At 59.8% G+C, this 24472-nt stretch carries 31 protein-coding genes; 18 read left to right on the top strand and 13 right to left on the bottom strand.

Going from position 1 to position 24472, the window contains the following annotated elements:
- The first annotated feature begins 10 nt into the window (after positions 1 to 10).
- Together FIU92_RS15210 and FIU92_RS15205 are read left to right on the top strand one after the other, a co-directional pair.
- On the top strand, positions 11 to 1198 hold the full coding sequence (locus FIU92_RS15210) for a GNAT family N-acetyltransferase (protein ID WP_152459418.1): 1188 nt from the start codon (positions 11 to 13) through the stop codon (positions 1196 to 1198).
- A complete protein-coding gene (locus FIU92_RS15205; RefSeq protein ID WP_152459417.1) occupies positions 1195 to 1488 on the top strand; it encodes a 4a-hydroxytetrahydrobiopterin dehydratase in 294 nt (97 codons plus the stop codon). The genes FIU92_RS15210 and FIU92_RS15205 overlap by 4 nt, the downstream gene beginning before the upstream one ends.
- On the opposite strand, the gene FIU92_RS15200 is transcribed toward FIU92_RS15205, so the two are convergent.
- From FIU92_RS15200 to FIU92_RS15185, 4 genes are all read right to left on the bottom strand, one after another.
- Positions 1485 to 1793, bottom strand: coding sequence for a hypothetical protein (locus FIU92_RS15200; protein ID WP_152459416.1), 309 nt, complete (start codon positions 1791 to 1793; stop codon positions 1485 to 1487). The two genes, FIU92_RS15205 and FIU92_RS15200, sit on opposite strands and share 4 nt — an antisense overlap.
- 21 nt (positions 1794 to 1814) lie before the next feature.
- Positions 1815 to 2162, bottom strand: coding sequence for a hypothetical protein (locus tag FIU92_RS15195; protein ID WP_152459415.1), 348 nt, complete (start codon positions 2160 to 2162; stop codon positions 1815 to 1817).
- An 11-nt stretch (positions 2163 to 2173) separates the two neighbouring features.
- Positions 2174 to 2419 (bottom strand): glycine zipper 2TM domain-containing protein, encoded by a 246-nt coding sequence (locus tag FIU92_RS15190; RefSeq protein ID WP_152459414.1) that lies wholly within the window; start codon positions 2417 to 2419, stop codon positions 2174 to 2176.
- Positions 2420 to 2521: 102 nt separating this feature from the next.
- Positions 2522 to 3007 carry a peroxiredoxin gene (locus FIU92_RS15185; protein WP_152459413.1) on the bottom strand — a complete coding sequence of 162 codons (486 nt, stop codon included), beginning with the start codon at positions 3005 to 3007 and terminating at the stop codon, positions 2522 to 2524.
- Positions 3008 to 3106: 99 nt separating this feature from the next.
- On the opposite strand from FIU92_RS15185, the gene FIU92_RS15180 reads away from it, so the two are divergent.
- The 4 genes from FIU92_RS15180 (at position 3107) to FIU92_RS15165 (ending at position 5802) form a co-directional block, all read left to right on the top strand.
- A complete protein-coding gene (locus FIU92_RS15180; RefSeq protein ID WP_152459412.1) occupies positions 3107 to 4318 on the top strand; it encodes an NAD(P)/FAD-dependent oxidoreductase in 1212 nt (403 codons plus the stop codon).
- Entirely contained in the window at positions 4315 to 4872 is a 558-nt protein-coding gene (rsmD, locus tag FIU92_RS15175; protein WP_152459411.1) for a 16S rRNA (guanine(966)-N(2))-methyltransferase RsmD, read from the top strand. Before FIU92_RS15180 ends, rsmD begins: the two co-directional genes overlap by 4 nt.
- A gap of 89 nt (positions 4873 to 4961) precedes the next feature.
- Positions 4962 to 5597, top strand: coding sequence for an HAD family phosphatase (locus FIU92_RS15170; protein ID WP_152459410.1), 636 nt, complete (start codon positions 4962 to 4964; stop codon positions 5595 to 5597).
- Positions 5598 to 5622: 25 nt separating this feature from the next.
- Positions 5623 to 5802: a hypothetical protein gene (locus tag FIU92_RS15165; RefSeq protein WP_152459409.1), complete on the top strand. Its 180-nt coding sequence runs from the start codon at positions 5623 to 5625 to the stop codon at positions 5800 to 5802.
- Here FIU92_RS15165 and map read toward each other — a convergent pair.
- Positions 5790 to 6602 carry a type I methionyl aminopeptidase gene (gene map / locus FIU92_RS15160; protein WP_152459408.1) on the bottom strand — a complete coding sequence of 271 codons (813 nt, stop codon included), beginning with the start codon at positions 6600 to 6602 and terminating at the stop codon, positions 5790 to 5792. The genes FIU92_RS15165 and map overlap by 13 nt on opposite strands.
- A gap of 269 nt (positions 6603 to 6871) precedes the next feature.
- On the opposite strand from map, the gene FIU92_RS15155 reads away from it, so the two are divergent.
- Positions 6872 to 7267, top strand: coding sequence for a RidA family protein (locus FIU92_RS15155; RefSeq protein WP_254705318.1), 396 nt, complete (start codon positions 6872 to 6874; stop codon positions 7265 to 7267).
- Position 7268: 1 nt separating this feature from the next.
- Here FIU92_RS15155 and sfsA read toward each other — a convergent pair whose 3' ends face one another.
- Positions 7269 to 7976 carry a DNA/RNA nuclease SfsA gene (gene sfsA, locus FIU92_RS15150; protein WP_152459407.1) on the bottom strand — a complete coding sequence of 236 codons (708 nt, stop codon included), beginning with the start codon at positions 7974 to 7976 and terminating at the stop codon, positions 7269 to 7271.
- A 50-nt stretch (positions 7977 to 8026) separates the two neighbouring features.
- On the opposite strand from sfsA, the gene FIU92_RS15145 reads away from it, so the two are divergent.
- Genes FIU92_RS15145 through FIU92_RS15130 form a run of 4 tightly spaced genes read left to right on the top strand, consistent with a single transcriptional unit; the run spans position 8027 to position 10943 of the window.
- Entirely contained in the window at positions 8027 to 8749 is a 723-nt protein-coding gene (locus FIU92_RS15145; RefSeq protein ID WP_152459406.1) for a molybdopterin-binding protein, read from the top strand.
- Positions 8746 to 9456 carry a GNAT family N-acetyltransferase gene (locus FIU92_RS15140; protein WP_152459405.1) on the top strand — a complete coding sequence of 237 codons (711 nt, stop codon included), beginning with the start codon at positions 8746 to 8748 and terminating at the stop codon, positions 9454 to 9456. Before FIU92_RS15145 ends, FIU92_RS15140 begins: the two co-directional genes overlap by 4 nt.
- A gap of 30 nt (positions 9457 to 9486) precedes the next feature.
- Positions 9487 to 10044, top strand: a complete 558-nt coding sequence (locus FIU92_RS15135) for a peroxidase-related enzyme (RefSeq protein WP_152459932.1) — start codon at positions 9487 to 9489, stop codon at positions 10042 to 10044.
- Positions 10041 to 10943 carry an OmpA family protein gene (locus FIU92_RS15130; RefSeq protein ID WP_152459404.1) on the top strand — a complete coding sequence of 301 codons (903 nt, stop codon included), beginning with the start codon at positions 10041 to 10043 and terminating at the stop codon, positions 10941 to 10943. The genes FIU92_RS15135 and FIU92_RS15130 overlap by 4 nt, the downstream gene beginning before the upstream one ends.
- Here the strand turns inward: FIU92_RS15130 and FIU92_RS15125 are convergent.
- The gene (locus FIU92_RS15125; RefSeq protein ID WP_152459403.1) at positions 10936 to 11898 is read right to left on the bottom strand and encodes a sodium-dependent bicarbonate transport family permease; all 963 of its coding nucleotides are present in this window, start codon (positions 11896 to 11898) and stop codon (positions 10936 to 10938) included. The genes FIU92_RS15130 and FIU92_RS15125 overlap by 8 nt on opposite strands.
- A gap of 98 nt (positions 11899 to 11996) precedes the next feature.
- On the opposite strand from FIU92_RS15125, the gene FIU92_RS15120 reads away from it, so the two are divergent.
- Positions 11997 to 12914, top strand: coding sequence for a hydrogen peroxide-inducible genes activator (locus FIU92_RS15120; protein ID WP_152459402.1), 918 nt, complete (start codon positions 11997 to 11999; stop codon positions 12912 to 12914).
- 52 nt (positions 12915 to 12966) lie between these two features.
- Here the strand turns inward: FIU92_RS15120 and FIU92_RS15115 are convergent, their stop codons facing one another.
- Positions 12967 to 13872, bottom strand: coding sequence for a LysR family transcriptional regulator (locus tag FIU92_RS15115; protein ID WP_152459401.1), 906 nt, complete (start codon positions 13870 to 13872; stop codon positions 12967 to 12969).
- Positions 13873 to 14099: 227 nt separating this feature from the next.
- On the opposite strand from FIU92_RS15115, the gene FIU92_RS15110 reads away from it, so the two are divergent.
- Positions 14100 to 14540 carry a DUF4399 domain-containing protein gene (locus FIU92_RS15110; protein WP_152459400.1) on the top strand — a complete coding sequence of 147 codons (441 nt, stop codon included), beginning with the start codon at positions 14100 to 14102 and terminating at the stop codon, positions 14538 to 14540.
- A gap of 99 nt (positions 14541 to 14639) precedes the next feature.
- Positions 14640 to 15248 (top strand): LysE family translocator, encoded by a 609-nt coding sequence (locus FIU92_RS15105; RefSeq protein WP_152459399.1) that lies wholly within the window; start codon positions 14640 to 14642, stop codon positions 15246 to 15248.
- 21 nt (positions 15249 to 15269) lie between these two features.
- Here the strand turns inward: FIU92_RS15105 and FIU92_RS15100 are convergent, their stop codons facing one another.
- A complete protein-coding gene (locus FIU92_RS15100; protein ID WP_152459398.1) occupies positions 15270 to 17297 on the bottom strand; it encodes an NADPH-dependent 2,4-dienoyl-CoA reductase in 2028 nt (675 codons plus the stop codon).
- Between the two features lie 137 nt (positions 17298 to 17434).
- On the opposite strand from FIU92_RS15100, the gene FIU92_RS15095 reads away from it, so the two are divergent.
- A complete protein-coding gene (locus tag FIU92_RS15095; RefSeq protein WP_152459397.1) occupies positions 17435 to 17920 on the top strand; it encodes an RNA pyrophosphohydrolase in 486 nt (161 codons plus the stop codon).
- A 33-nt stretch (positions 17921 to 17953) separates the two neighbouring features.
- Here FIU92_RS15095 and FIU92_RS15090 read toward each other — a convergent pair whose 3' ends face one another.
- The 3 genes from FIU92_RS15090 to nth all read right to left on the bottom strand — a co-directional run bounded on the left by FIU92_RS15090 (position 17954) and on the right by nth (position 20432).
- A complete protein-coding gene (locus FIU92_RS15090; protein WP_152459396.1) occupies positions 17954 to 18652 on the bottom strand; it encodes a glutathione S-transferase family protein in 699 nt (232 codons plus the stop codon).
- A 149-nt stretch (positions 18653 to 18801) separates the two neighbouring features.
- Positions 18802 to 19791: an adenosine kinase gene (locus FIU92_RS15085; protein ID WP_152459395.1), complete on the bottom strand. Its 990-nt coding sequence runs from the start codon at positions 19789 to 19791 to the stop codon at positions 18802 to 18804.
- Complete coding sequence (nth, locus tag FIU92_RS15080; RefSeq protein ID WP_152459394.1) at positions 19788 to 20432, bottom strand: endonuclease III; 645 nt, start codon at positions 20430 to 20432, stop codon at positions 19788 to 19790. Before nth ends, FIU92_RS15085 begins: the two co-directional genes overlap by 4 nt.
- A gap of 116 nt (positions 20433 to 20548) precedes the next feature.
- On the opposite strand from nth, the gene FIU92_RS15075 reads away from it, so the two are divergent.
- Both FIU92_RS15075 and FIU92_RS15070 read left to right on the top strand, forming a co-directional pair.
- Complete coding sequence (locus FIU92_RS15075) at positions 20549 to 21400, top strand: bifunctional helix-turn-helix domain-containing protein/methylated-DNA--[protein]-cysteine S-methyltransferase (protein WP_152459393.1); 852 nt, start codon at positions 20549 to 20551, stop codon at positions 21398 to 21400.
- A gap of 177 nt (positions 21401 to 21577) precedes the next feature.
- Entirely contained in the window at positions 21578 to 22012 is a 435-nt protein-coding gene (locus tag FIU92_RS15070; protein ID WP_152459931.1) for a glyoxalase superfamily protein, read from the top strand.
- A gap of 60 nt (positions 22013 to 22072) precedes the next feature.
- Here FIU92_RS15070 and FIU92_RS15065 read toward each other — a convergent pair whose 3' ends face one another.
- Positions 22073 to 23512 (bottom strand): aldehyde dehydrogenase family protein, encoded by a 1440-nt coding sequence (locus tag FIU92_RS15065; protein WP_152459392.1) that lies wholly within the window; start codon positions 23510 to 23512, stop codon positions 22073 to 22075.
- 213 nt (positions 23513 to 23725) lie between these two features.
- Here FIU92_RS15065 and FIU92_RS15060 point away from each other — a divergent pair, with 213 nt between their 5' ends.
- Positions 23726 to 24376, top strand: coding sequence for a peroxiredoxin (locus FIU92_RS15060; protein WP_152459391.1), 651 nt, complete (start codon positions 23726 to 23728; stop codon positions 24374 to 24376).
- Positions 24377 to 24472: the final 96 nt, after the last annotated feature.

The following is a 24472-nucleotide window of genomic DNA, read 5'->3' as shown; positions in this document are numbered from 1 at the left end:
CGGAGGAAACATGGATCAGGCCCAAATCGAAGTTCAGGTCATTGGGTCTCTGTCGCGGATTTCAGCGGCCGAGTGGGATGCCTGCGCCTGCACCGAGGCCGCCGATGGTGGGCGGCCCCTTGATCCCTTCACCACACATCGCTTTTTGCTGGCGCTTGAGGAAAGCGGCTCGGTCGGGCGCGGTACGGGTTGGCAGCCGCAATACCTGACCGCCTTTCTTGACGGGATCCTGATCGCAGCGGCCCCGATGTATGCCAAATCGCACAGCCAGGGCGAGTACATCTTTGACCACAGCTGGGCCCATGCCTATGAAAGCGCAGGCGGGCGGTATTATCCCAAGCTGCAAATTGCGGTGCCGTTCACACCCGCCACCGGGCGGCGGTTTCTGGTGCGCCCGGGCTATGACAGGATCGGAATGTCGGCTTTGGTGCAGGGTGCCGTTCAACTGGCGGCCGACAATCAGGTTTCTTCGGTTCACGTGACCTTCTGTACGGAAGCCGAGGCATTGGCCGGTGAGCAGATGGGGCTAATGCTTCGCAGCTCGCAACAGTTTCACTGGCTGAATGATGGCTACGCCGAATTCGATGACTTCCTTGCGGCCTTGTCCTCACGCAAGCGCAAAAACATCCGCAAGGAACGGGCGCAGGCCAATGGCTTTGGCGGTGAAATCCGCACGTTGACGGGCGATGACCTGCGCCCGGAACACTGGGATGCGTTTTGGCGGTTCTATCAGGACACCGGGGCGCGAAAATGGGGCTCACCCTATCTGACGCGGCGGTTTTTTGACATCGCACAAGAGACGATGGCGAATGACATGGCCCTGGTTTTGGCTGAACGGGATGGTCACGCCATTGCGGGTGCGCTGAACTTCATAGGCCGCGAAACGCTTTTTGGGCGGTATTGGGGCTGCATCGAACATCATGCCTGCCTGCATTTCGAACTGTGCTACTATAGGGCGATAGACTTTGCCATTGCCCACGGTCTGGCCCGGGTGGAAGCGGGCGCTCAGGGCGAACACAAGCTGGCGCGGGGCTATTTGCCGACGCGCACGCATAGCTTGCACTGGGTCGGCGATCCGGGTTTTGCCGATGCCGTCAAAAAATATCTGGACGCCGAAGGCCGCGCAGTGGGAGAAGAGATCGAGATTCTGACGGATTACGGCCCGTTCAGGAAATCGAACCCGGAGGAACAGCAATGACTGAACTTTTGTCCGCCGAGACCCGTGGCCCGCTGCTGGATCCGCTGTTCAAAAACGGCTGGACCATGGTCGAAGGCCGCGACGCGATCACCAAGACCTTCATATTCGACAACTTCGTGCACGCATTTGGCTGGATGACGCAAGTGGCGATCTGGGCCGAGAAATGGAACCATCATCCAGAATGGTCCAACGTCTACCGCACGGTCGAGGTGGTCCTGTCCACCCATGACGTAGGCGGCCTGTCGTCACTGGACGCCAAACTGGCTCGAAAGATGGACAGCCTGTGCTAGCGGTCGTTGCCTGACCCCTGGCCACCGGCAAGCGACGCAGCCGTGCCCATCTGCTTGAATTCCGCAGGTGTGACGGTGCCATCGCTGACATCGATGGACCTTGGGATGCCAGTGGTCTTGTTCCCGATCTGGCGCACGCTGCGCGCCGCCGGATTGATATCCAGACACCGGTTTTCATAGCAGGTCAGGCCAGACGGATTGATCTGGATGCGGGCCTGTCCGTCCGGCCCCGTCACCACGGGAGCTTGCGGAACGTCACAGGCCGCGGCCAGTGCCAAAGCACTCATTCCGATCCATTTCTTCATAGCAAGCTCCTTCAAGCGGGCTTAGTCCAGTTGGCCGTTGCCATTCTGATCTGCCGCGTCGAAATCTTCATTCATCTGTGCATCATATTCCGATCTTGAAATAAAGCTGTCCTTGTTGCGGTCAACATTCTGGAACTGCTTTATGTCCAGAAACGGCTTGGCCTCGGCCTGACCCAGTGTGCCGTTCTTGTCTTCGTCCATGGCCTGAAACGCATAGTCCGAAAAAGCGTCGAACTCGTCTTTGGACAGGAACCCGTCATTGTTTGCGTCGATGGCATTCAATTCTTTTTCATGCAGCTCGGCCACGGTTTCGGCATTGGTGGCCGAGGCCAGGAATGCAGCTGTGAATACAAAAATCGCCCGTTTCATGTCCAATCTCCTCAGCATGCAAATCTTTGGCCTTCAATGCCACCGGCGGCAGCACCGGCTGCGGTCAGGATCGTCTTGCCCGATCCGCCGCCGAACTGGTTGCCGATTGCACCGCCGATCAAGGCGCCGCCCAGTGTGCCGCTGAGGCAGGCAATCTCGTGCTGTCGTGCGGCTTGCTGTTGCGGGGTTGGGGCCGGACCGCAGGCTGCCAAAAGCGCTGCGCCGGTCAGGATGGATGAAAATACCTTAAGTTTCATAAAAATCTCCCCAATTTTGTGCGACGAGTATTCGCGCATTGAGGCAGTGCTTCAAGTTAAATTGGGTTCACGCGGCCCCGGACAGACCGGGGCCGGCCAAATTCAGATCACCTCCAGCAAACCTTCACCCGCCGAGATCCCGCAGGCACCGGGGTTTTCTTCCAGGTTCAGGGCCGTGATCTTGCCGTCCTCGACCAGCATCGCATACCGTTTCGAGCGCGCGAACAGGCCAACGGGCGGGGCGTCGAAATCCATGCCGATGGCTTTGGTGAATTCTGAGGCCGCGTCTGATACCATGGTCAGTCCGGCCGCGGTGGCGCCGGTGGATTCACCCCAGGCCTGCATGACGAACGGGTCGTTGACCGACAGGCACATGATCTCGTCCACGCCCTTGTCGTCGAACTGCTTTTTGGTGCGAATGAAGCTTGGCACATGTGCGGTGGTGCATGTGCCGGTATAGGCGCCGGGCACAGCGAAAATGACAACCTTGCGCCCCTTGGTCTTGTCTGAAATCCGAACTTCCTCCGGCCCGTCGGCCCCCATCTGGATCAGTGTGGCCTCGGGCAGGGTGTCTCCTGTTGAAATCATTTTTCAGCTCCTGTCGTTTGGATTTGCAGAATTGGGCTAAGCCGCAATATAGGTGGTCAAATCAGAGAGACCACGGGAAAACTGCGGGGTGGGCAAAGCATGAGCCATATTGTCGTGATTGGCGCGGGTCAGGCAGGAGCGTCCTTGGTGGCGCGGCTGCGCAAGGACGGGTTCGACGGAAAGATTACTCTGATCGGGGCCGAGCCGCACCTGCCGTATCAGCGCCCGCCTTTGTCCAAGGCCTATCTTCTAGGAGAGATGGAGCTGGAGCGCCTGTTCCTGCGACCCGAAAGCTTCTATGCCGAAAACAACATCACTCTGCGGCTTGGCCAGCGCGTGACCGGCATCGACCCCAAGGCCAAAACGGTCACTGTTGGGGATGAAGTCATCCCGTATGACGAACTGACGCTGACCACCGGGTCAGATCCGCGCCGCCTGCCTGCCGCCATCGGAGGCGATCTGGATGGCGTACATGTGGTGCGCGACCTGGCCCATATTGATGAGATGGAACCCAAAGTGACCGAAGGCGCCCGCGCGTTGATCGTGGGCGGCGGTTACATCGGGCTCGAGGCCGCCGCCGTCTGCGCGAAACGCGGCGTCAAGGTCACCTTGGTCGAGATGGCCGACCGCATCCTGCAACGGGTCGCTGCGCCCGAAACCAGCGCGTATTTCCGCGCGTTGCACAGCGAATACGGTGCCGACATCCGCGAAGGTGTCGGGCTGGATCGTCTGATCGGCGAAAATGGCAGGGTTGTGGGGGCCGTGTTGACGGACGGCACGACGCTGGACGTTGATTTCGTCGTGGTCGGTGTGGGCATCACCCCCTCTACCCAACTGGCCGAGATGGCAGGGCTCGAACTGGACAACGGCATCAAAACCGATGCCCATGGTCGCACGTCTGATCCGTCGATCTGGGCGGCGGGCGATTGCGCCTCTTTCCCCCATGGCGAAGGGCGTATCCGTCTGGAAAGCGTCCCCAACGCGATCGACCAGGCCGAAATCGTGGCGCAGAACATGCTGGGCGCGGCCAAGGATTATGTGGCAACCCCATGGTTCTGGTCGGACCAGTACGACGTCAAGCTTCAGATCGCGGGCCTGAACACCGGATATGACCGCGTGGTGACCCGCAAGGGCGAGGGTCAGACCGTGTCCTTCTGGTATTACAAAGGCGACAGGCTGATTGCTGTGGACGCGGTGAATGATCCGCGGGCATACATGGTCGGCAAAAGATTGATCGAAATGGGCAAGACCGCTGATCCCGAAGTCGTGGCAGACCCGAACGCGGACCTAAAACCGCTGCTCAAGGCGTGAGGATCATAGCCGGAGAATTCCGGGGCCGCGCCCTCGCCCCGGTCGGCAAGGGTGATGCGGGCGCGCATCTGCGCCCCACCACCGACCGCGTGCGGGAAAGCCTGTTCAATGTACTCAACCACCAGATAGATTTTGACGGTTTGCGGGTGCTGGATCTGTTCGCGGGAACCGGTGCGCTGGGGCTCGAGGCGCTGTCGCGGGGGGCGTCGCATGTCACCTTCGTCGATGACGGGCGGGTGGCTCAGGGGTTGATACGCAAGAATATCGACCTGACCCGCAGCGCCGACCGTACCGACTTGGTCTGCCGCGATGCGACCCGGTTGGGCGACAATCCCGGCGCGCCTTACGATCTGATTTTTCTGGACCCGCCCTACGGGAAATCCATGGGGCAGAAGGCCGTCGCCGCCTTGGCCAATGGCTGGATCGCGGATGATGCATTGTTGGTTTGGGAAGAAAACGCCCCGATGCAGGCGCCGGCCGGGTTCACATTGCAAGACAGTCGCAAATATGGCGACACGCATATTTCCTTGATGTGGAAAGGTGTGCAAGGCTGAGACGTTTCGCGCGGTTTGGCCGGCGGCCTGTGTTTGCAATGACGGGACAGCTTGGATAGGCCGAGCGCGAGGCACAGCAGGAATCCCATATGCACGATCTTGTCATTTTCGATTGCGACGGCGTTCTGGTGGACAGCGAGGTGATCTCGAACCAGGTGCTGGTGGACAATCTGGCGCATCATGGCCTGCATCTGGCACTGCGTGAATGCATGTCCCTGTTCGTGGGCGGAACCATGGTGGGGGTGCGGGACAAGGCCCGCGCGATGGGTGCCGTTCTGCCCGAAGACTGGATAGATCAGATCTATGCCGAAACCTATGACCGCCTGCGCGCAGGTGTGCCATTGGTCCCCGGTATCGCAGACCTGCTTGCGGGGCTGGATCAAAAGGGTATCCCCTGTTGCGTCGCGTCGAATGGCAGCCCGGACAAGATGAAGATCACTCTGGGTCAGAACGGGATTTGGGACCGCTTCAAAGACGTGATGTTCTCGGCCCATGTGCTGGGCACCGGAAAGCCGGACCCAAAGATGTTCCGCCTGGCCGCCGAGCACTTTGGCGCGACGGCTCCGGTGGTGATCGAAGACAGTCACAGTGGTGTCACGGCGGCGATCCGCGCCGGCATGCGTTGCCTTGCTTATGCGCCTCATGGAGGCGGTGAAAAGCTGGCGGATCTGGGGGCCGAGGTGATCACGGACATGTCACAGGCGCATGGGTTGTTGGGACTTTGACCCGCGGTTGTGCTAATGTGCACGCATGGACCGCACCCTGACACCTTTTGCCTGGACCTTTTCCAGTGACACCGAAGCCGCTGCCGGCCCCGAGCGCAAACCCACGCGCGCGCCGGTCTTCATCCACGACGCGGTCACGCCGTGGGCGGACGAAACGATGCTGCTGAAACTCCTCCGCGAACAGGCCGCGGATCAGGACGAATAAGTCGGGTGAAACTTGCCAGCGGGTGACAGGGTAAAGATATCGACCCCATCCGAGGTGACGCCCACCGAATGTTCGAACTGTGCCGACAGCGATTTGTCGCGGGTCACGGCTGTCCAGTCGTCGGCCAGAGTCTTGGTTTCCGGGCGACCCAGGTTGACCATGGGTTCGATGGTAAAGAACATACCCTCTTCCAGCACGGCACCGGTGCCCGGGCGACCATAGTGCAGCACGTTCGGTGGCGCGTGAAACACACGACCCAGACCATGACCGCAGAAATCACGCACGACGCTCATCCGATGTGCTTCGACGTAGGACTGGATGGCATGGCCGATGTCACCAAAGGTATTGCCCGGCTTGACCATCTCGATGCCCTTGAACAGCGCGTCATGGGTCACCTGGATCAGCCGTTCCGCCTTGCGCGGCAGCTTGCCCGCCACATACATGCGTGAGGTGTCGCCAAACCAGCCATCGACGATGACGGTGACGTCGATATTCAGGATATCGCCGTCCTTCAGCTTTTTCTCACCGGGAATACCGTGGCAGACAACGTGGTTCACGCTGATGCAGCTGGCGTGCTGATAGCCTTTATAACCTATGGTGGCCGAGGTCGCACCGGCGTCTTCGACCATCTGCGTGATCAGCCCGTCAAGTGCGCCGGTGGTTTGACCGGGAAACACATGTTCTGCAATATCATCCAGAATCCGCGCCGCCAAAGCCCCTGCCGCGTGCATCCCGGCAAAGTCACCTTGTTCATAGATGCGAATGCCGTCCTTGGTCAGGCGGCCACGATGCTCTTTCATCGACGCTAAGCTCCAAATGTTGCGCGCAGCATTCCTTTTACGCTGCTTGTGCAGAAAGTACCAGAGGGCGCGCGTTCAGACTGCGTAAACCATGCGAGAAACTTGGTTCCGTTGGCTCAGGATTCAAGAGTAGGGGCTGCATTGCAGCATCTTGGACCCCACCGCCTCGACCGCAATCCGTACGGCTACTGGCTTGGACACTTTTCACGGCAGGCGGATCAGTATCTAATGATTGCACTTTTTCTTGAGAAAATCAGGGAACCGGATGCATGTCACAGAAACGAGAATTGATCTCTAACGGAAACCCCATGGAAAGCATCGTTGGGTTCAGCCGAGCGGTTCGGGTCGGGAACTTCATCGCGGTCGGGGGAACCGCACCAGTCGATGCTGAGGGCAACACTGTGGGTGTCGGCGATGTCTATCTGCAAACCAGACAATGTTTCGAAATCATCAAAGATGCGCTTGAGCGTGCCGGGTCAGGGCTGCACGATATTGTCAGAACGCGTGTCATCCTGACCGAAATCGAAAACTGGAAACAGGCGATCGAAGCCCGAAAGCTGTATTGTTTGGATGCTCGCCCTGTAGATACTATCATGGCCATCGAACGATTTGGGAATCCCGAGTGGCTGGTCGAGATAGAGGTTGATGCTGTCGTTTCGGACTGACTCAGCCGGCCAAAATCCTCATTTCAGTCTGCACCCAAACCCCCGACGGCGTTATCCGCGTCCCGTAAACGATCCGTTCCACCCCTTGCGCCTGCGCCGCCTCAAACGCCGCCGCATAGACCGGATCAATATCGGCCGCCAAAGCAAACCGGTCGCAATCGGTTCGCTGAACCAAATACAGCATGATCGCCCGATGCCCTTGTGACGCCATTGCGGCCAACTCGCCCAGATGCTTGGTGCCACGGGCTGTGACGCTGTCGGGAAACTCGGCCAGTCCGGGCTGGCGTGACAGTGTCACGCTTTTCACCTCGACATAGGCATCCGGCAGGCCCGGCCCCGTCAGCAGGAAATCGATGCGGCTGTTGTCGCCGTATTTCACCTCGGGCCGGACGGTGTCATAGGCGGCCAGTTCGGGAATCTCACTGGCTTCCAAAGCAGCCCGCAGCGCCCGGTTCGGGACCGAGGTATCGACCCCGGTAAAATGCCCGTTCTCGTGGTCCACCAGCCGCCATCCGAATTTCAGCTTTTTCTTCGGATCGTCGTTGGGTTCCAGCCAAATCTTTTCGCCGGGCTCGGCCAGCCCCATCATCGACCCCGGATTGGCGCAATGGGCCGTTACCTCACTTCCATCCTCAAGCCTGCAATCAGCCAGAAAGCGTTTGTAGCGGCGGATCAGCCGGGCGGGGACAAGAGGGGTTTCAAATCGCATGGTTCAGGGCCTATACCTGCCCCTGAGGACGATCAAGAGGGGACAGTGCCATGGCCAATCCAACCGCAGCGATGCTGGTGATCGGGGATGAAATCCTGTCGGGTCGCACCCGCGATGCGAATATGCATTTTCTGGCGCAGGAACTGACCAAACACGGCATCGACCTGAAAGAGGTCCGCATTGTCAGCGATGACGCCCCTGCCATTGAAGCGGCCGTCAAAGCGCTGTCCGACGCCTATGACAATGTCTTCACCAGCGGCGGCATCGGCCCGACCCATGACGATATCACGGCCGATTGCATTGCCCGCGCTTTCGACACACCCATTGATGTGCGCGATGACGCGCGCGCGCTGTTGCAGGCCCATTACGACAAATCCGGGCTGGAACTGAATGCCGCCCGCCTGCGCATGGCGCGTATTCCGGACGGGGCGACGCTGATCGAAAACCCGGTTTCGACGGCGCCCGGGTTCACGCTTGCGAATGTGCATGTCATGGCAGGTGTGCCGTCGGTTTTTCAGGCGATGGTGGCGAGCGTTTTGCCAACATTGACCGGAGGCCGCCCTTTGCTGTCGCAAACTCTGCGTGTGGACCGCGGAGAAGGTGATATCGCCGCAAACCTGGCGGCCTTGGCCGAAGATTTCAGCGACCTGTCCATCGGGTGCTATCCGTTTCAGATCAACGGTGCCTTCGGGGCCAATGTGGTTGTGCGCGGCACCGACGGAGGCCGGATCGACGCGGCCACCACTCGCCTGGCGAAAGAGCTTGAGCTTTGAGCAATAACTGGGCGGAAATAGTCGACGGAACCTGGCCCGCCGCACGCTATCAGCGGCTTGGCCCGTTTCTGCTGCGTGAGGGGCAGGGCGGAGGGTCGCGCGTGTCTGCGGCCAGTGCATTGGGCCCGGCCGATGAAGACGATATCGACGCCGCCGAGGCCGCGATGCTGGCCATGGGGCAAAAACGCATCTTCTGCCTGCGGCCCGGGGATGAAGCCCTGGATGCAATGCTGGCCCAGCGGGGATACGACATTCTTGACCCGGTCAACATATATGTCTGCCCCGTCTCTCGGCTGATCGATCAGCCGATCCCACCGGTCATGGTGTTTTCAATCTGGGAACCGCTTGAGATCATGCGCGAAATCTGGGCCTCGGGCGGGATCGGACCCGAGCGGATCGCGGTGATGGAACGTGCCAAGGGCCCCAAGACAGGATTTTTGCTGCGTCACAACGACAAACCCAGCGGCGTGGCTTTTGTGGCGATGCATGCAGACACTGCGATGGTCCACGCGCTGGAAGTGTTGCCCGAACACCGTCGTCAGGGATTGGGCCACTGGACCATGCGCGCGGCGGCATTCTGGGCGCGTGATCACGGTGCGCAGAACCTCAGCGTGATCTGCACCAAGGCCAATGAGGGCGCCAACGGTCTTTATCGTGCCCTCGGGATGGAGATCGCGGGCGAATACCATTACCGTCATCTTGTCTGAACCGAAGAGGCCGCCGTGACACAAAAAGACATGCCTACCGCGCTGAACCTGCCCATGGTCGATCCGCTGCCGCCGGAAACGCAGAAATACTTTGATATCTGTGTCGAAAAACTGGGCATGGTGCCGAATGTGCTGAAAGCCAACGCATTCGATATCGACAAGCTGAACGCCTTCACCGCGATGTATAACGATCTGATGCTGGCTGACAGCGGGCTGACCAAACTGGAACGCGAGATGATCGCGGTCGTCGTCTCGTCGATCAACAAATGCTTCTACTGTCTGGTCGCCCATGGGGCGGCGGTGCGTCAGCTTTCGGGCAATCCGCAACTGGGCGAAATGCTGGTGATGAACTATCGCGTCGCCCCGCTGGAGCCGCGTCAACGGGCGATGCTGGACTTTGCCGCAAAGATGACTACCGCCAGCGCCGAGATCGAAGAGCCCGACCGCCAGCGCCTGCGCGATGCAGGCTTTTCCGACCGCGACATCTGGGACATCGCCAATGTCGCCGGGTTTTTCAACATGTCAAACCGGGTCGCCAGCGCGACGGCGATGGTGCCCAACGAAGAATATCACGCACAGTTTCGATGATCCGCGCCGCCGCCCTTGTTGCCCTGCTGATGACAGGACCTGTTGCCGCGCAGGACCTGACCCTGCCGGCCAGTGCCCGACAGATCAGCGACCGAACATCGCCACTGGACAGCTATGATCTGCCGACGGGGCCTTATGCAAATGGCTCGGTTCCCGCAGAAACACTCGAAGGGCGCGTGGAACGCTATACGTGGCGGCTTCAGGCGGGGTCGAGCACGACATTGCAGCTGCTGGCACCGTTGCGGGATCAGATCGAGGCGCAGGGCTACAAGATCCTGTTCGAATGCGACGCGCGGGTTTGCGGTGGTTTCGACTTTCGCTTTGGCACCGAGGTCGTGCCAACCCCGGACATGTATGTCGCCATTCAGGATTACCGTTTTTTGTCGGCCACCAAGGGGCCGGTTGCCCTTAGCCTGCTGGTCAGCCGCAATCCCCCGGATGGCTATGTTCAGATGATCCGGGTCACACCCCAGGACGCGCCGGACCCGGACCCTGTGGTGGTCGAGCAAGCTGTGGAAGGCTCGGTCGGGGTGTTGGAGGCCTTGGCGACAACGGGCCACGTGATCCTGGATGATCTGCATTTTCCGACGGGCGAGGTTGCCCTGGGCGAAGGGCCGTTTGACTCGCTGACCTTGCTGGCCGGATACTTGACCGACAACCCGAACACACGCCTGGCGTTGGTGGGGCACACTGACGATACCGGTGCCTTACAGGCAAATATTGCGGTCAGCAAAAGCCGGGCCGAGGCGGTGCGAACCCGCTTGATCGATGCGCATGGCGTGGCACCCGACCGGATCGAAGCGCAGGGTGTTGGCTATCTGTCTCCGCTCACGTCGAATGCAACTCCGGAAGGGCGCGATCTCAACCGTCGGGTCGAAGCCGTATTGCTGGTCAACTGACCCACCACAGGTACAGCGGCAATCCGACGGTGATGTTGAACGGAAACGACACCCCCAGCGACAAGGTCAGATAGATCCCGGCCTCGGCCTTTGGAAGGGCGATCTTCATCGCGGCGGGAACCGCGATATACGAAGCCGAGGCTGACAGCACCATGAACAGGAACAAGCTGCCCTGTGGCAAGCCGATCACGGCACCTACCGCCCAAGCCATAAATGCGCCGATCAGGGGCATCAAAACACCAAAGGCGAACAGGCCAACCGACAGCTTGTCTCGGTTGCTGATCAGGCTGCGCCCTGCCGACAAGCCCATATCCAGCAGAAACAGGCACAGGATTCCGGTGAAAGGCGTCACGATGAAGGGCGCGATCATCTGCATGCCTTCACCGCCGGTGATGGCTCCGATCAGGAAGGCACCGGTAAGCAGAACGATCGAGCCGTTGGCCAGCAGATCGCGCCACAGCTTGTCATCCTTGACGCCTTTGCTTCCGGTCTTGTGTGCCAACCAAAGCGCCGACAGGATTGCGGGCACCTCCATCGCAGCCGCAACGGCCACCATGAATCCGTCATGGGTCAGCCCCACCAGATCCAGCAGGCTGGTGGCTGTAACAAAGGTGACGATCGAGATCGAACCATAGTGCCCTGCCACCGCCGCCGCGTTCAGCGCATCCAGGCGTGTCATCACCCTGAGCAGGCCAAAGGCCACGAAGGGGATGGCAAAGGACAAGGCGACACCGCCCAGCAGCGTCAGGAACAGTTGCAGGTGAATGCCATGCGCGGCCAGACTGGCACCGCCTTTGAACCCGATGGCCAGCAGCAGGTAAAGCGACATGAACTTGGCCGCGCCCGCCGGAATGGACAGGTCACTGCGTACAAAGGCCGCCAGAAGCCCAAGGGCAAAAAACAATATGGTCGGCACCAGCAGGTTGCTGGAAAGCGTCTCGATCACTCCGGGCATAATTGACTCCTGATCCCTCGTTTTTGGGTTAGGTGCCTTGCAAAACAGATTTCGCCAAATACTATCTTTCTAAGTTATAAATAGTTTTAGGCTATGAAATGCGCCCGACATTACGACAGTTGGAATACATCGTTACGGTCAGTCGCCTTGGGCGATTCAGTTTGGCAGCCGAGGTGCTGAATGTCAGCCAGCCCAGCCTGTCGACGCAAATTGCGACTGTAGAACAAGAGCTTGGCGTTCGGATCTTTGAGCGTAACCGTGGTGGTATCCAGGTGACGGCGAAGGGAGAAGAGTTCATCTTGCGCGCACAGAAGATCCTGGCAGAGGTCAAGGACCTGCGCCACGCCATGTCGAACGATATGCCCGTCGGAGGACGATTGCGACTGGGGGTTTTGCCTTCGATCGGGCCTTATCTGTTGCCGCAAGCCATCAAACAGGTGCACCGGATTCGCCCCGGATTGCGCATTGTGGTGCGCGAGGAAAACACACTGGATCTGGAACAGGGTCTGAAATCCGGTCGCTTTGATCTGATATTGTCCACGCCCGAAGACCATCCGAATACCGTGCAACACCGGTTGTTCAACGAACCTCTTTGGGTCGCGGTTGCCGTTGATGACGTTCTGGCGCGGGATTTGCAGGGTGTCAGTGCCACCGATCTTCAGAACCGGATCTTCCTCACCCTGGATCAAAGCCACCGCCTGTCGCGCATCGTCTATGCATTGGCGGCGGAATGCGGTGGGGTTGTTTCGGATGAGTATGAAGGCACGACGCTTGATTCCATTGTTCTGATGGCGGCTTCGGGTGTTGGTGTTGCGGTACTGCCTGATCTTTATGCTCGCAGACAGGGGATCTACCGCGACGAGGTGCGCTTGCGACCGCTGTCCATCGCCAATGCAAATCGCGATATCGCCCTGTTGGCACGCAGTTCCGAAACCCCACCGCCGGGTCAGAATGTGCTGACGGACAGCTTGCGCACTTCCGCCCGGTCCATGGGACTGTCAGTAATCGACCCGTAAAAAAAGGCCCGCACTTTTACATGCGGGCCAAAGGTTGGTCTTCAGGGAGAAATTACCAGTCCATCGGACCCTTCCCGTGGAAGGAATCAACGAGGAAATCGATGAAGGCCCGCACTTTGGGTTGCGTAAAGCGGCCCGGCGGGTAGACAGCGTAAACGCCTTGAACTTCGTCAGGCAGGGACGGCATTGCATCGACAACCAGCCCGGCCTTTAGGGCTTCAGCGTAAAGATAGCTGGGCAGATATGCGATACCCAGGCCGGAAACCGCTGCGTTCAACAGGGATTGGCCATCATTGACACTCAACCACCCGGCGGTACGAACCTGACGTTTTTCGCCGGATGGCGCGGTCAGTTTCCAGACATTGCCCGAGGATTGGCTGGAATAATGCAGCAGCTTGTGTTCGTTCAGATCATCGATCTTCTGCGGCCGGCCGAACCTTTCGACATAACTGGGCGCGGCGACCATGCGTTTGACCGTCTCGGTCAGTTTGCGGGCGCGCAGTGTACTGTCTTCCAGCTCACCAATACGCACGGCCACGTCAAATCCTTCGGAAATCAGCTCGACATAGCGGTTGTTCAAAACCATGTTCACAGTGATGTCGGGGTAGGCTGCAAGGAACTCGGACAGAACAGGTGACAGGTGATTGACGCCGAAATCCGTGGCAACGCTGATGCGCAAAAGACCAGACGGGGCCGATTGCATTGACGTGACCAGTGAATCCGCTTCTCCGGCATCATTCAACACGCGCCGCGCGCGGTCATAATAGGCTAGCCCGATTTCCGTTGGTGAAACCCGGCGCGTGGTGCGGTTCAACAGCCGCGCTCCCAGGCGCGCCTCAAGGCTTGATACGTGTTTGGACACAGCTGATTTGGAGATGCCCATCTTTTTGGCCGCATCGGTGAAGCCACCCTGGTCCACCACATTGGCGAAGGCTTCCATTTCGGTCAGTCGGTCCATACTCGTTCCCCAGATCTTGATTTCCGTACTGACTATGGCGCTGAATCTGGGCGGAAACGGGGCAGACATGGGATAATATCAGGGATTTGAATCGGATCGTTTGCGTATGGGAAACGTAGAAACAGTGGTTTCCAAACGCGCCTCAGGCATTGTGATGCTGTGTTTTTCAGGCAATCGCGCTAAGATCTCACAATGAGAATGGCATTTTTGTGACCAGGGAGGAGATCATGAGAACCTTTTTCGCCATTGCTGCGCTTTGCCTTTCGGTGGGCTTTGCGCATGCCGGAGGAGAGACCCCATCGAATCCTGATGCAAAGGTCTATTTCGTCAACCTGTCGGATGGCGATACCGTGCAATCACCGGTCACGGTTGTCTTTGGCCTAAGCGGCATGGGCGTCGCGCCCGCCGGAACCGAGAAAGAAAACACCGGGCACCACCACCTGTTGCTTGACCGTCCTCCGCTGGGTGAAGGCGAGGATGGCGCAGATGAGTTGGCCAATGGCCTGCCCGCCGACGATAATCACATGCACTTCGGAGGCGGTCAGACCGAAGTAACGCTGGATCTGGCGCCGGGCCAACACACCCTGCAATTGGTTCTGGGCGACGCCGGGCATGTGCCGCATTCCCCGCCGATTGTATCCGAGGTGATTACGATCACCGTTGAATAGCCGCAGGCCCTTGAAACCGTCCGTTCGGTTCATGTGAGGGAAAGGCATTTACATTTTCGGCGCACTTAGTGAATCTGCCTGCATTTGCAGGGGGTAATAATGTCGCTGGAATTCTTCATCACATCATTGATTGTTGTTTTGCTGCCGGGTACCGGCGTCATCTATACTTTGGCTGTCGGTCTTGGGCGCGGGTTTCGCGCAAGCCTTGCCGCAGCCTTAGGATGCACACTTGGGATCGTTCCGGCGGCCTTGGCCAGCATCATCGGACTTGCAGCCTTGCTGCACACCAGTGCCGTCGCGTTTCAACTCATCAAATATCTTGGCGTCTTGTACTTGTTCTACATGGCATGGGGAATCCTGAAGGACGGCGGTGCCATGGACGTCGCGGCGGAGAAATCCGCAAAAAGCGACTTTAGAATTGCCGTGACAGGAACGCTGATCAACGTTTTGAACCCAAAGTTGTCGCTATTCTTCCTGGCCTTTCTGCCTCAATTCCTGCCGGCGAATGCAGCAAATGCAGGAATGGAACTGGCCAAACTGGCGCTGGCCTTCATGGCCATGACATTTGTTGTTTTTGTCGGGTATGGCGCATGCGCCGCACTGGCGCGGGACTATGTGATCCGACGCCCTGCTGTGATGGCGTGGATAAAGCGGTGTTTCGCAACCGCTTTTGGTGCCTTGGGTGCAAAGCTCGCGCTGTCGGACTGAAGACACTCTGAACGAGTGGCTTCAGAACTCTGCGGCAAGGCGTGTGCCCTGATTGATCGCGCGTTTGGCGTCCAGTTCCGCGGCCACGTCCGCGCCGCCGATCACATGCGGGGTGATCCCGCGTTCGATCAGCGCGTCGGCCAGCGACCGCTCGGGCACCTGTCCTGCACACAGAACGATCGTATCCGCCTTGATGACGGTCGGATCGGCGCGCTCTTCTCCGAACGAGACATGCAGCCCCTCGTCGTCTATGCGTTCATAGTTCACGCCGCCCACGAAGCTGACATCCTTCATCTTCAGTGTGGCGCGGTGGATCCAGCCGGTGGTCTTGCCCAGCCCCTTGCCATGCGCCTGCTTCTTGCGCTGCAGCAGGGTGACCTGCCGCTTGGGCGCCTCGGGCTGCGGGCCTTCGGGCGCCAGGCCTGCGCGGTGCTGTTCAGGGTCGGCAACGCCCCATTCCTTCATCCACAAGGGCAGGTCGGTGGTGGGCGAATGGCCTTCCTCCAGCAGGTATTCCGACACGTCGAAGCCGATGCCGCCCGCGCCGATCACGGCCACCGATTTGCCCACCGGGGCCTTGTCGCGCAGCACGTCGATATAGTTCACGACATTGTCGCTGTCCTCGCCCGGGATCTGCGGGTCGCGCGGGTTGACGCCCGTGGCGATCACCACCTCGTCGAACCCGACCAGATCGTCGGCGCCGACTTTGCGGCCCAGTTCGACCTTGACGCCCAGATCGTTCAGCATGGTGCGGTACCAGTCCACCAAGCCCCAGAACTCTTCCTTGCCCGGCACCTGCTTGGCCATGTTCAGCTGGCCGCCGATCTCGTCGGCTTTGTCAAACACGGTCACGCCATGGCCGCGCTCCGCCGCCGTCATCGCCGTGGACAGGCCCGCCGGACCCGCGCCCACGATGGCCACGCGCTTGGGCGTGGCGGCCTTTTCGATCACCAGCTCCGTCTCGTGGCAGGCGCGCGGGTTCACCAGACAGGAGGTCAGTTTGCCGCTGAAAGTGTGATCCAGACAGGCCTGGTTGCAGGCGATGCAGGGCGCGATCCTGGCCGAGTCACCTGCCATCGCCTTGGCTACGAAATCCGCATCCGCCAGCATCGGCCGCGCCAGAGAGACCATGTCGGCACAGCCCTCGGCCAGCACCTGCTCGGCCACCTCGGGCGTGTTGATCCGGTTCGAGGTGATGACCGGAATCCCCACCTTGCCCATAAGCTTCTTCGTCACCCAGGCAAAGGCCCGGCGCGGCACCGATGTGGCGATGGTCGGAATCCGCGCCTCGTGCCAGCCGATGCCGGTGTTGATGATCGTGGCCCCGGCCTTTTCGACCGCTTGCGCCAGCTGCACCACTTCTTCGAAGGTCGAACCATTGGGTACAAGGTCGATCATCGACAGCCGGTAGATGATGATGAAATCGGTGCCCACCGCCGCGCGGGTGCGGCGCACGATTTCCAGCGGCAGGCGCATCCGGTTCTCATAGGACCCGCCCCAGCGGTCTGTGCGCTTGTTGGTGTGGGTCACCAGAAACTGGTTGATGAAATACCCCTCGGACCCCATGATCTCGACCCCGTCATAGCCCGCCTTTTGGGCCAGCACGGCGGCGTTGACGATGTCGCTGATCTGCTTCTCGATGCCGTCCTCGTCCAGTTCGTTGGGGGGGAAGGGCGAGATCGGCGACTTCACCGGGCTGGGCGCCACGCATTTCGGCCCATAGGCATAGCGACCCGCATGCAGGATCTGCATCGCGATCTTGCCGCCCGCCTGATGCACACGGTCGGTGACGACGGAATGATTGGCCACGTCCTTGTCGCTGGTCATCATTGCAGCCCCCGGCAGGACCGAGCCTTCGAGGTTCGGCCCGATGCCGCCCGTGACCATCAGCGCCACGCCACCGCGCGCGCGGGCGGCATAGAACTCGGCCACCCGGTTCCAGTCGCCGGTTTCCTCCAGCCCGGTATGCATCGAGCCCATCAGGACCCGGTTCTTCAACGTGGTAAAGCCCAGATCCAGTGGTGCCAGCATGTTTGGGTACACAGTCATGGCGAAACTCTCCCTCCTGAATTTGCGTGATAGATTGACGTTCGCGTAAACTTTGTCACGCGAAACCCCACGTCACCCTCTTTGCTGTTGCGCCGGTGATTGCTAGAGGTGGGCGAAACAACACGATGAGGCCGCGCATGACCCCCGAAGAAATTGCCAAACTGCCCTATCGCCCCTGCGTCGGGCTGATGCTGATGAACGATCAGGGCCAGATCTTCGTCGGTCAGCGCAACGACCGGTTCGAGGACGCGTGGCAAATGCCACAAGGCGGCGTGGACAAGGGCGAAGACCCTCGTGATGCGGCCTTGCGAGAGCTGTGGGAAGAAACCGGTGTAACCGGCGATCTTGTGGAAATCGTGGCCGAGACTGAGGGCTGGCTGCCCTATGACCTGCCGCATGACATCGTGCCCAAGATCTGGAAGGGCCGCTTCCGCGGGCAGGAGCAGAAATGGTTCCTGATGCGGTTTCTGGGAACCGACGACCAGATCGATATCCAGACGGATCACCCCGAGTTCACCCGCTGGAAATGGCAGGACCCCGATCGCCTGATCGCCGAGATTGTGCCCTTCAAACGCGTGGTATACGAGCGTGTCATGGAGGCCTTTCGTGGGTATCTGCGCTAAATAAGGCTGCCGTAATTCCGCGGGGATCCCGGCTCAGGCATTCTGTTTTTCGTAGACAGGCGTGCCGTCGGGCTCATAGCCGATGACCCCCGGTTCCCACCACCAGATCGGGTTCGCCTTGAAACTGCCGCGCGCATCCAGCCGGTCGAGCAGCGCCGAAACCTTGCCATACCGGTCCAGCTTCAGATCCACCCCAAGCGGCCGGGCCTGCACGAAACGCACATGGGCGGCCAGAAAGATATCCTTCATCGACAGGTAGCCCGGCACGAAACCGTCCTCGCCACTCAGCCGGTCTTCCAGCCAGCCCAGGATATGGGCCAGCTTCTCGGCTGACCGCTGAAGATGCGTGTTCTGGCCCACGCTCACGCCGGACCACTTCATTTGCGAGATGGTCGTGGCCGCGTTGCCGAAGGTCTGGATGGTCGAGAACACCAGCTTGTCCTGCCACTGCGCGTCCCCGGGCCGAAAGGCAAAGGGCGCCAGTTTCGGCGCGGCCTGCGGCCTGTCCGGATAGGTCGACAGCAGGTATTCGGCGATGGTGCCGCTTTCCCACAGCACAAGATCGCCGTCCCAAAATGTCGGCACCTGCAATGTCGGAGTAGCCTGCGCACGTTGCTCGGCGCTGGGCGTGGTGATTTCCTCTCGCCTTTCGTAATCCAGCGAAAGTTCGTCCAGAACGATCCTGACCGCCCTTGCGAATGGCGATCCCGTCGTGAACAGCAGTGCTCTCATGACAGCCCCCCCTTTTTGATGCAAAAAGCATAACGCTGTCAGTGCCAGCCTTGCCAGCAGAAAAGGGGCGCCGCGGCCCGGTGTTCAGGCCGCGCTCACAGGGTCGAACCGCATTTTTTCCCGGAGAAAGGCCCGGGAAACCCGCGTCCTCAAACCAACCCTTCTTCCCTCAGCAGCTCCAGCATGTTCGCCTCGGGGCGGGGGCCGATATGGCTGATGACCTCGCGGGCGCAGACATTGCCGATGCGGGCGCAGGTCTCGTAATCGCGTCCCGTCGCCATGCCGAACAGGAACCCGGCGGCAAACTGGTCGCCGGCACCCGTTGCATCAACGGGGACGACCTTCTCGACCGGTACGTCAATGCGAGCATCACCGTTCATAACCGTCACCCCGTCACCCGAGCGGGTGCAGACCACCAGCGGGCAGATCGCCGACGTGCGCCGCAGCGCCTCTTCCAGGTCGTCGGTCTCGAACAGGGATTTGATCTCGGCCTCGTTGCCGATCACGAAATCCAGCTCGTTTTCAATCAGCAGCAGGAAATCCACCCGATGCCGTTCCACGCAGAACGGGTCGGAGATGGCAATCCCGGCTTTGCCGCCACCCTTGTGACAGGCACGTGCGGCCTCAAGGAATGCCGCCTTGCCTTTTTCCTTGTCGAACAGATATCCCTCGAGGAACATGATCTGGCTGTTTCCAGCGACCTCGTCCGGAACGTCCTGAGACGACAGTTCCGAGGAAATGCCCAGATAGGTGTTCATCGACCGCTCGCCATCAGGCGAGACAAAGATCATCGAGCGTGACGTCGGCAATTCGCCACCCGGAACAGGCGGGTTCACGAAGTCGACGCCATCTTCGTTCATCGCATCTGCGTAGAACCGGCCCAGAGCGTCATCGTGTACCCGGCCGATAAACGCTGCATCCAGACCAAGCGCGCCTGCGCCCGCAATGGTATTGGCCACCGAGCCACCCGGCGTTTGAACGCGGCTTTCCATCGAGGCGTACAGCACCTCGCCGCGTTCCTGTTCGATCAACTGCATGATGCCTTTTTCGATGCCCATCAGCTCCAGAAAGCTGTCATCGGCCTGGGAAATCACGTCCACAACGGCATTTCCGATGCCGGTCAGTTGATAAGTCTTCATAGGGTTTTGTCCTCGAATTGGCAGAGATCACGGATGATGCAGGTCGGGCATTGCGGCTTGCGCGCCTTGCAGTGGTACCGACCATGCAGGATCAGCCAGTGATGCGCATGAAGTTGAAAGTCAGCGGGAATATTGTCTTCGATGGCGCGTTCGACCGTTTCCACATCCTTGCCGGGGCAAATACCGGTGCGGTTGCCGACGCGAAAGATATGGGTGTCCACCGCCTGCGCCGGTTGCCGCCACCACATGTTCAGAACCACGTTGGCCGTCTTGCGGCCCACACCCGGAAGGGATTGCAGGGCAGCCCGGGAATTGGGAACCTCGCCACCATATTCGTCAACCAGGATACGGCTGAGCTTGATGACGTTCTTGGCCTTCTGGCGGAACAAGCCAATGGTCTTGATGTGCTCGATCAGGCCGTCCTCGCCCAGATCCAGCATCTTTTGCGGCGTGTCGGCGATCTTGAACAACTCGCGCGTCGCCTTGTTGACGCCCGCATCCGTGGCCTGCGCCGAAAGGGCCACGGCGACGACCAGAGTATAGACGTTCACATGCTCCAGCTCGCCCTTGGGTTCAGGGTCGGCCTCTTGAAAGCGCGTGAAAATCTCGCGGATCGTATGATAGTCGAGTTGCTTTGCCATCCGGGCCTTAATGCCGTCCACCGCGCCCTGACACAAGCACAAAGCCAATGCGCAAGTTCCGGGTCGCGGCAGCGTGGCCGTCGCGCTATGGTTTTGTCAGATGATGAGGTGGAACCATGAACGTCCAGACCCCAGAAAGCGGTTATCATTACAACGTCATGCGCCGGGCAATCGAGTTGATCGATCAGGGCGGTGAAGGCCTGAGCCTTGATGAACTGGCACGCCAGATGGATATGAGCCCGGCCCATTTCCAGCGTTTGTTCTCGCGTTGGACCGGAGTGTCACCGAAACGGTATCAACAATACCTGACGCTGGGCCATGCGAAGGCATTGTTGCGTGAACGGTTTACGACATTGGAAACGGCCCACAATGTGGGCCTGTCCGGCAGCGGGCGTCTGCATGATCTGTTCCTGAAGTGGGAATCGATGAGCCCTGGCGAATATGCCCGCAAGGGCGAAGGCCTGACGATCTATTGGGGGTGGTTCGAATGCCCCTTTGGCCCTGCGCTGGTCATGGGAACCGACAAGGGCATCTGCGGCATCGCCTTCGGTGCCGAGACTGGCGAAGAGGCCGCGATGGAAGACATGATCTCGCGCTGGCCCAAGGCGACGTTTGTCGAAGATCCGATGCGCCTGCGTCCTTGGGCGCTGAGTGCTTTTGGCGCTGCCAGCGACCGGTTGGAGCCGACACCGGTTTTCCTGATCGGATCACCTTTGCAAATCAAGGTGTGGGAAGCGCTGATGCATATCCCGTCCGGGCAGGTCACGACCTATTCCGAGATCGCCCAGCGAATCGGCTCGCCGCAAGCCGTTCGCGCCGTTGGAACGGCAGTTGGCCGCAACCCGGTCAGTTGGTTGATCCCCTGCCATCGGGCATTGCGCAAATCAGGTGGTCTGGGGGGCTATCACTGGGGCTTGCCTGTCAAGCGTGCCATGCTGGCCTATGAGGCGGCGCAGGCAGACGCCTGATTGACAGACGGCCCGGCCGCTGCCAAAAGGCACCTCAGGTTCGGGTCCCCTGCCGTTCGCGGCCATTGGCTTTGGTGAAACCCGGTTTGAAAAACATCTGTTGCCCTTTCCCGGCGCGCGGATGGAAATGCGAGCCCCGTCCTGACTTCGCGCCCGTTCAAGGAAACGAGGCACATGATGACACGATCCCGAACCGTTGCTCCGGTTGAAGAGCTGAAAGCGCAGGCGAGACGCCTGCGGGAAGACTTGAAAACGAAGGGCGTTTCGCTGTCGCACAGTGCGGCATTGGAACTGCTGGCCCATCAGCATGGCGTTCGAGACTGGAACACCTTGCACGCAATGGCCGGAAACCGGATGCATCTGCGCGTGGGTGATCGGGTCGAAGGGCGCTATCTGGGTCAGGCGTTCACGGCCGAAATTCGCGGTATGACCATTCTTGGCGATGGCGCGCGTCGCCGAGTGACCCTGCATTTCGATGCGCCGGTAGATGTGGTGCGCTTTGACAGCTTTTCTGCATTTCGACAGCGCGTCACCGGAGAGATTGGGTGGGACGGTCAATCCCGGCGCCGCACGTCCGATGGCGTACCCCAGCTTGTGGTACGGCCCCTATAGGGGGTTGTGGGCGGGGCCAACCGCGTTGCCCCGCCCGATCTGTCTGCTTTGCAGGTATAGTTACTCTGCCGCCCAACCACCGACAGCTTTGATCTCGAGGAAGTCCTCAAGCCCAAAGACGCCGCCTTCACGCCCGTTGCCGGATTGCTTCATGCCGCCGAACGGTGAGCCCGCGCTGCGCGATTGTCCGTTCATTTCGACCATGCCCGACCGCAGCGCCCGCGCCATGCGATTGGCACGCGCGCTGTCCTGCGTCTGAACATAGTTGGTCAGGCCATAGGGTGTATCATTGGCGATTTCGACAGCCTCTTCTTCGGTGTCGAAGGGGATCATAGTCAGAACCGGGCCAAAGATCTCTTCGCGGGCGATGGTCATCTGGTTGTTTGCATCGGCAAAGACCGTGGGGCGGACATAGTAGCCCTTGTTCAGGCCCTCTGGCCGTCCGGCGCCGCCTGCGACCAGCCGCGCCCCTTCATCGATGCCCTTCTGGATCAGGTCCTGAATCTTGGTCCACTGAACTTCATTCACCACCGGGCCGATATGGCGGCCTTCCTCTAAGGCAGGGCCAACCTTGACCATGTTTGCAACCTCGGCCGCGGTTTCCACAGCCTTGTCATAGATCGGGCGTTGCACCAGCATCCGGCTGGGGGCGTTGCAGCTCTGGCCGGTGTTTTGCATCATGTGCAGCACCCCACGCTTGACCGCTTTTTCGTCCGCGTCCTCAAAGATGACGTTGGCCCCTTTGCCTCCAAGCTCAAGATGTACTTTCTTGAGGGTATCTGCCGCATTTTTGGAAATCGCGGTGCCTGCGCGGGTCGAGCCGGTGAAGCTGACCATGTCCACATCCGGATGGCCCGAAAGTTGCGAACCAACCCCCGCGCCGTCGCCGTTGACCAGATTGAACACACCGGGCGGGAAGCCTGCCTCGTCCATCATCTCGGCAAAGATCATCGCGTTCAGCGGGCTTTGTTCCGACGGTTTCAGCACCATCGTGCAGCCCGCAATCGCAGCAGCCCCAACCTTGAGCGTGATCTGGTTCATCGGCCAGTTCCACGGCGTGATCAAAGCGGCAACGCCAACCGCCTCGTAAATGATGCGATCATTCGGCGCATGATCCCCCAGCGGGCGCTCAAATTCAAACGACCTGGTGGCGCGGATGAAGTTCTTCAGGTGATAGATGCCGGCGCCCGCCTGCGCCGAGCGCGCCAGATCGATCGGGGCGCCCATTTCCAGCGACATCGCCTGCGCCAGATCCTCTGCCCGGGTTGCATAGAGTTCGACCAGTTTTTCCACCAGCGCGATGCGGGTTTCCACTGGCGTGGCCATCCAGCCCGGCAGGGCGGCCTTGGCCGCGGCAACGGCCGCATTCGTGTCGGCTTCGGCGCCAAGCGAGATCACGGCGCAGGGGTCTTCGGTTGACGGGTTGATGACCTCGAAGTCATTGGGCTGCGATGGTGCCACCCACTGACCATTAATATAGAAATCCCGCTTTTCGATCATCCTGAGCCCTCCTGAAGGTCTGCCTGAAACCGGCTGTTCGGGGACACTCTGTCACCCATGCACAGGCTGAGCAATAGTGAATTTGATCAAATTATTTTCTGGCAATGCCCACGAATTCCGTATCCCCAAGCGTGATGGACGGTTTAACCTGCACACAAAGTGATTAGGTTCCAAACAACCGATTCAGGTTTTTCACAGAGAAGGAGATGCCCCATGGGTTTGCGTATCAACGACACCGTTCCGAATTTCACGGCAGAAACGGATCAGGGCACCATTCAGTTTCACGACTGGATTGGCGACAGCTGGGCCATTCTGTTCTCGCACCCAAAGGATTTTACACCTGTTTGCACCACCGAGTTTTCGGCCGTTGCGCAGTTGAATGACGAATGGGCCGCGCGCAACACCAAGGTGATCGGCGTATCGGTCGATGGTGTCGAAGACCACAAAAAGTGGAAGAAGGACATCGAAGAATACGGCAAGGCCAACCCCGGTTTCCCGATCATCGCCGATGACGGTTTGGCCGTGTCCAAAGCCTTCGACATGCTGCCCGCAGAAGCCTATCTGCCCGACGGTCGCACTCCGGCTGACAGCGCCACCGTGCGTTCGGTTTTCATCATCGGCCCGGACAAGCAACTGAAACTGTCGATGACCTATCCGATGACCGTGGGTCGAAACTTTGCCGAGATCCTGCGCGCTCTGGACGGGCTGCAAATGTCGGCCAAGGGCGTTGCGACACCTGCCAACTGGGTGCCGGGTGAAGACGTGATCATCCCGCCAACCGTGTCGAACGAAGACGCCAAGGCCAAGTTTGGCGAGTTCGAAACGATCTTCCCCTATCTGCGCAAGACCAAAGCGCCGTCGTAAGCCGGTTGCCGGGTCAGGGGGGCTGTCTGCCCCCCCATCGTGCCCGCAGGCACGATTCCCCCCGAGGATATTTTCAGCCAGATGAAGCAGGCGGTT

This window comes from Ruegeria sp. THAF33, assembly GCF_009363615.1.
Lineage (GTDB): Bacteria > Pseudomonadota > Alphaproteobacteria > Rhodobacterales > Rhodobacteraceae > Ruegeria.
The sequence above is the reverse complement of the archived record's forward strand: the minus strand, read 5'-3'. Positions and strand labels throughout refer to the sequence as shown.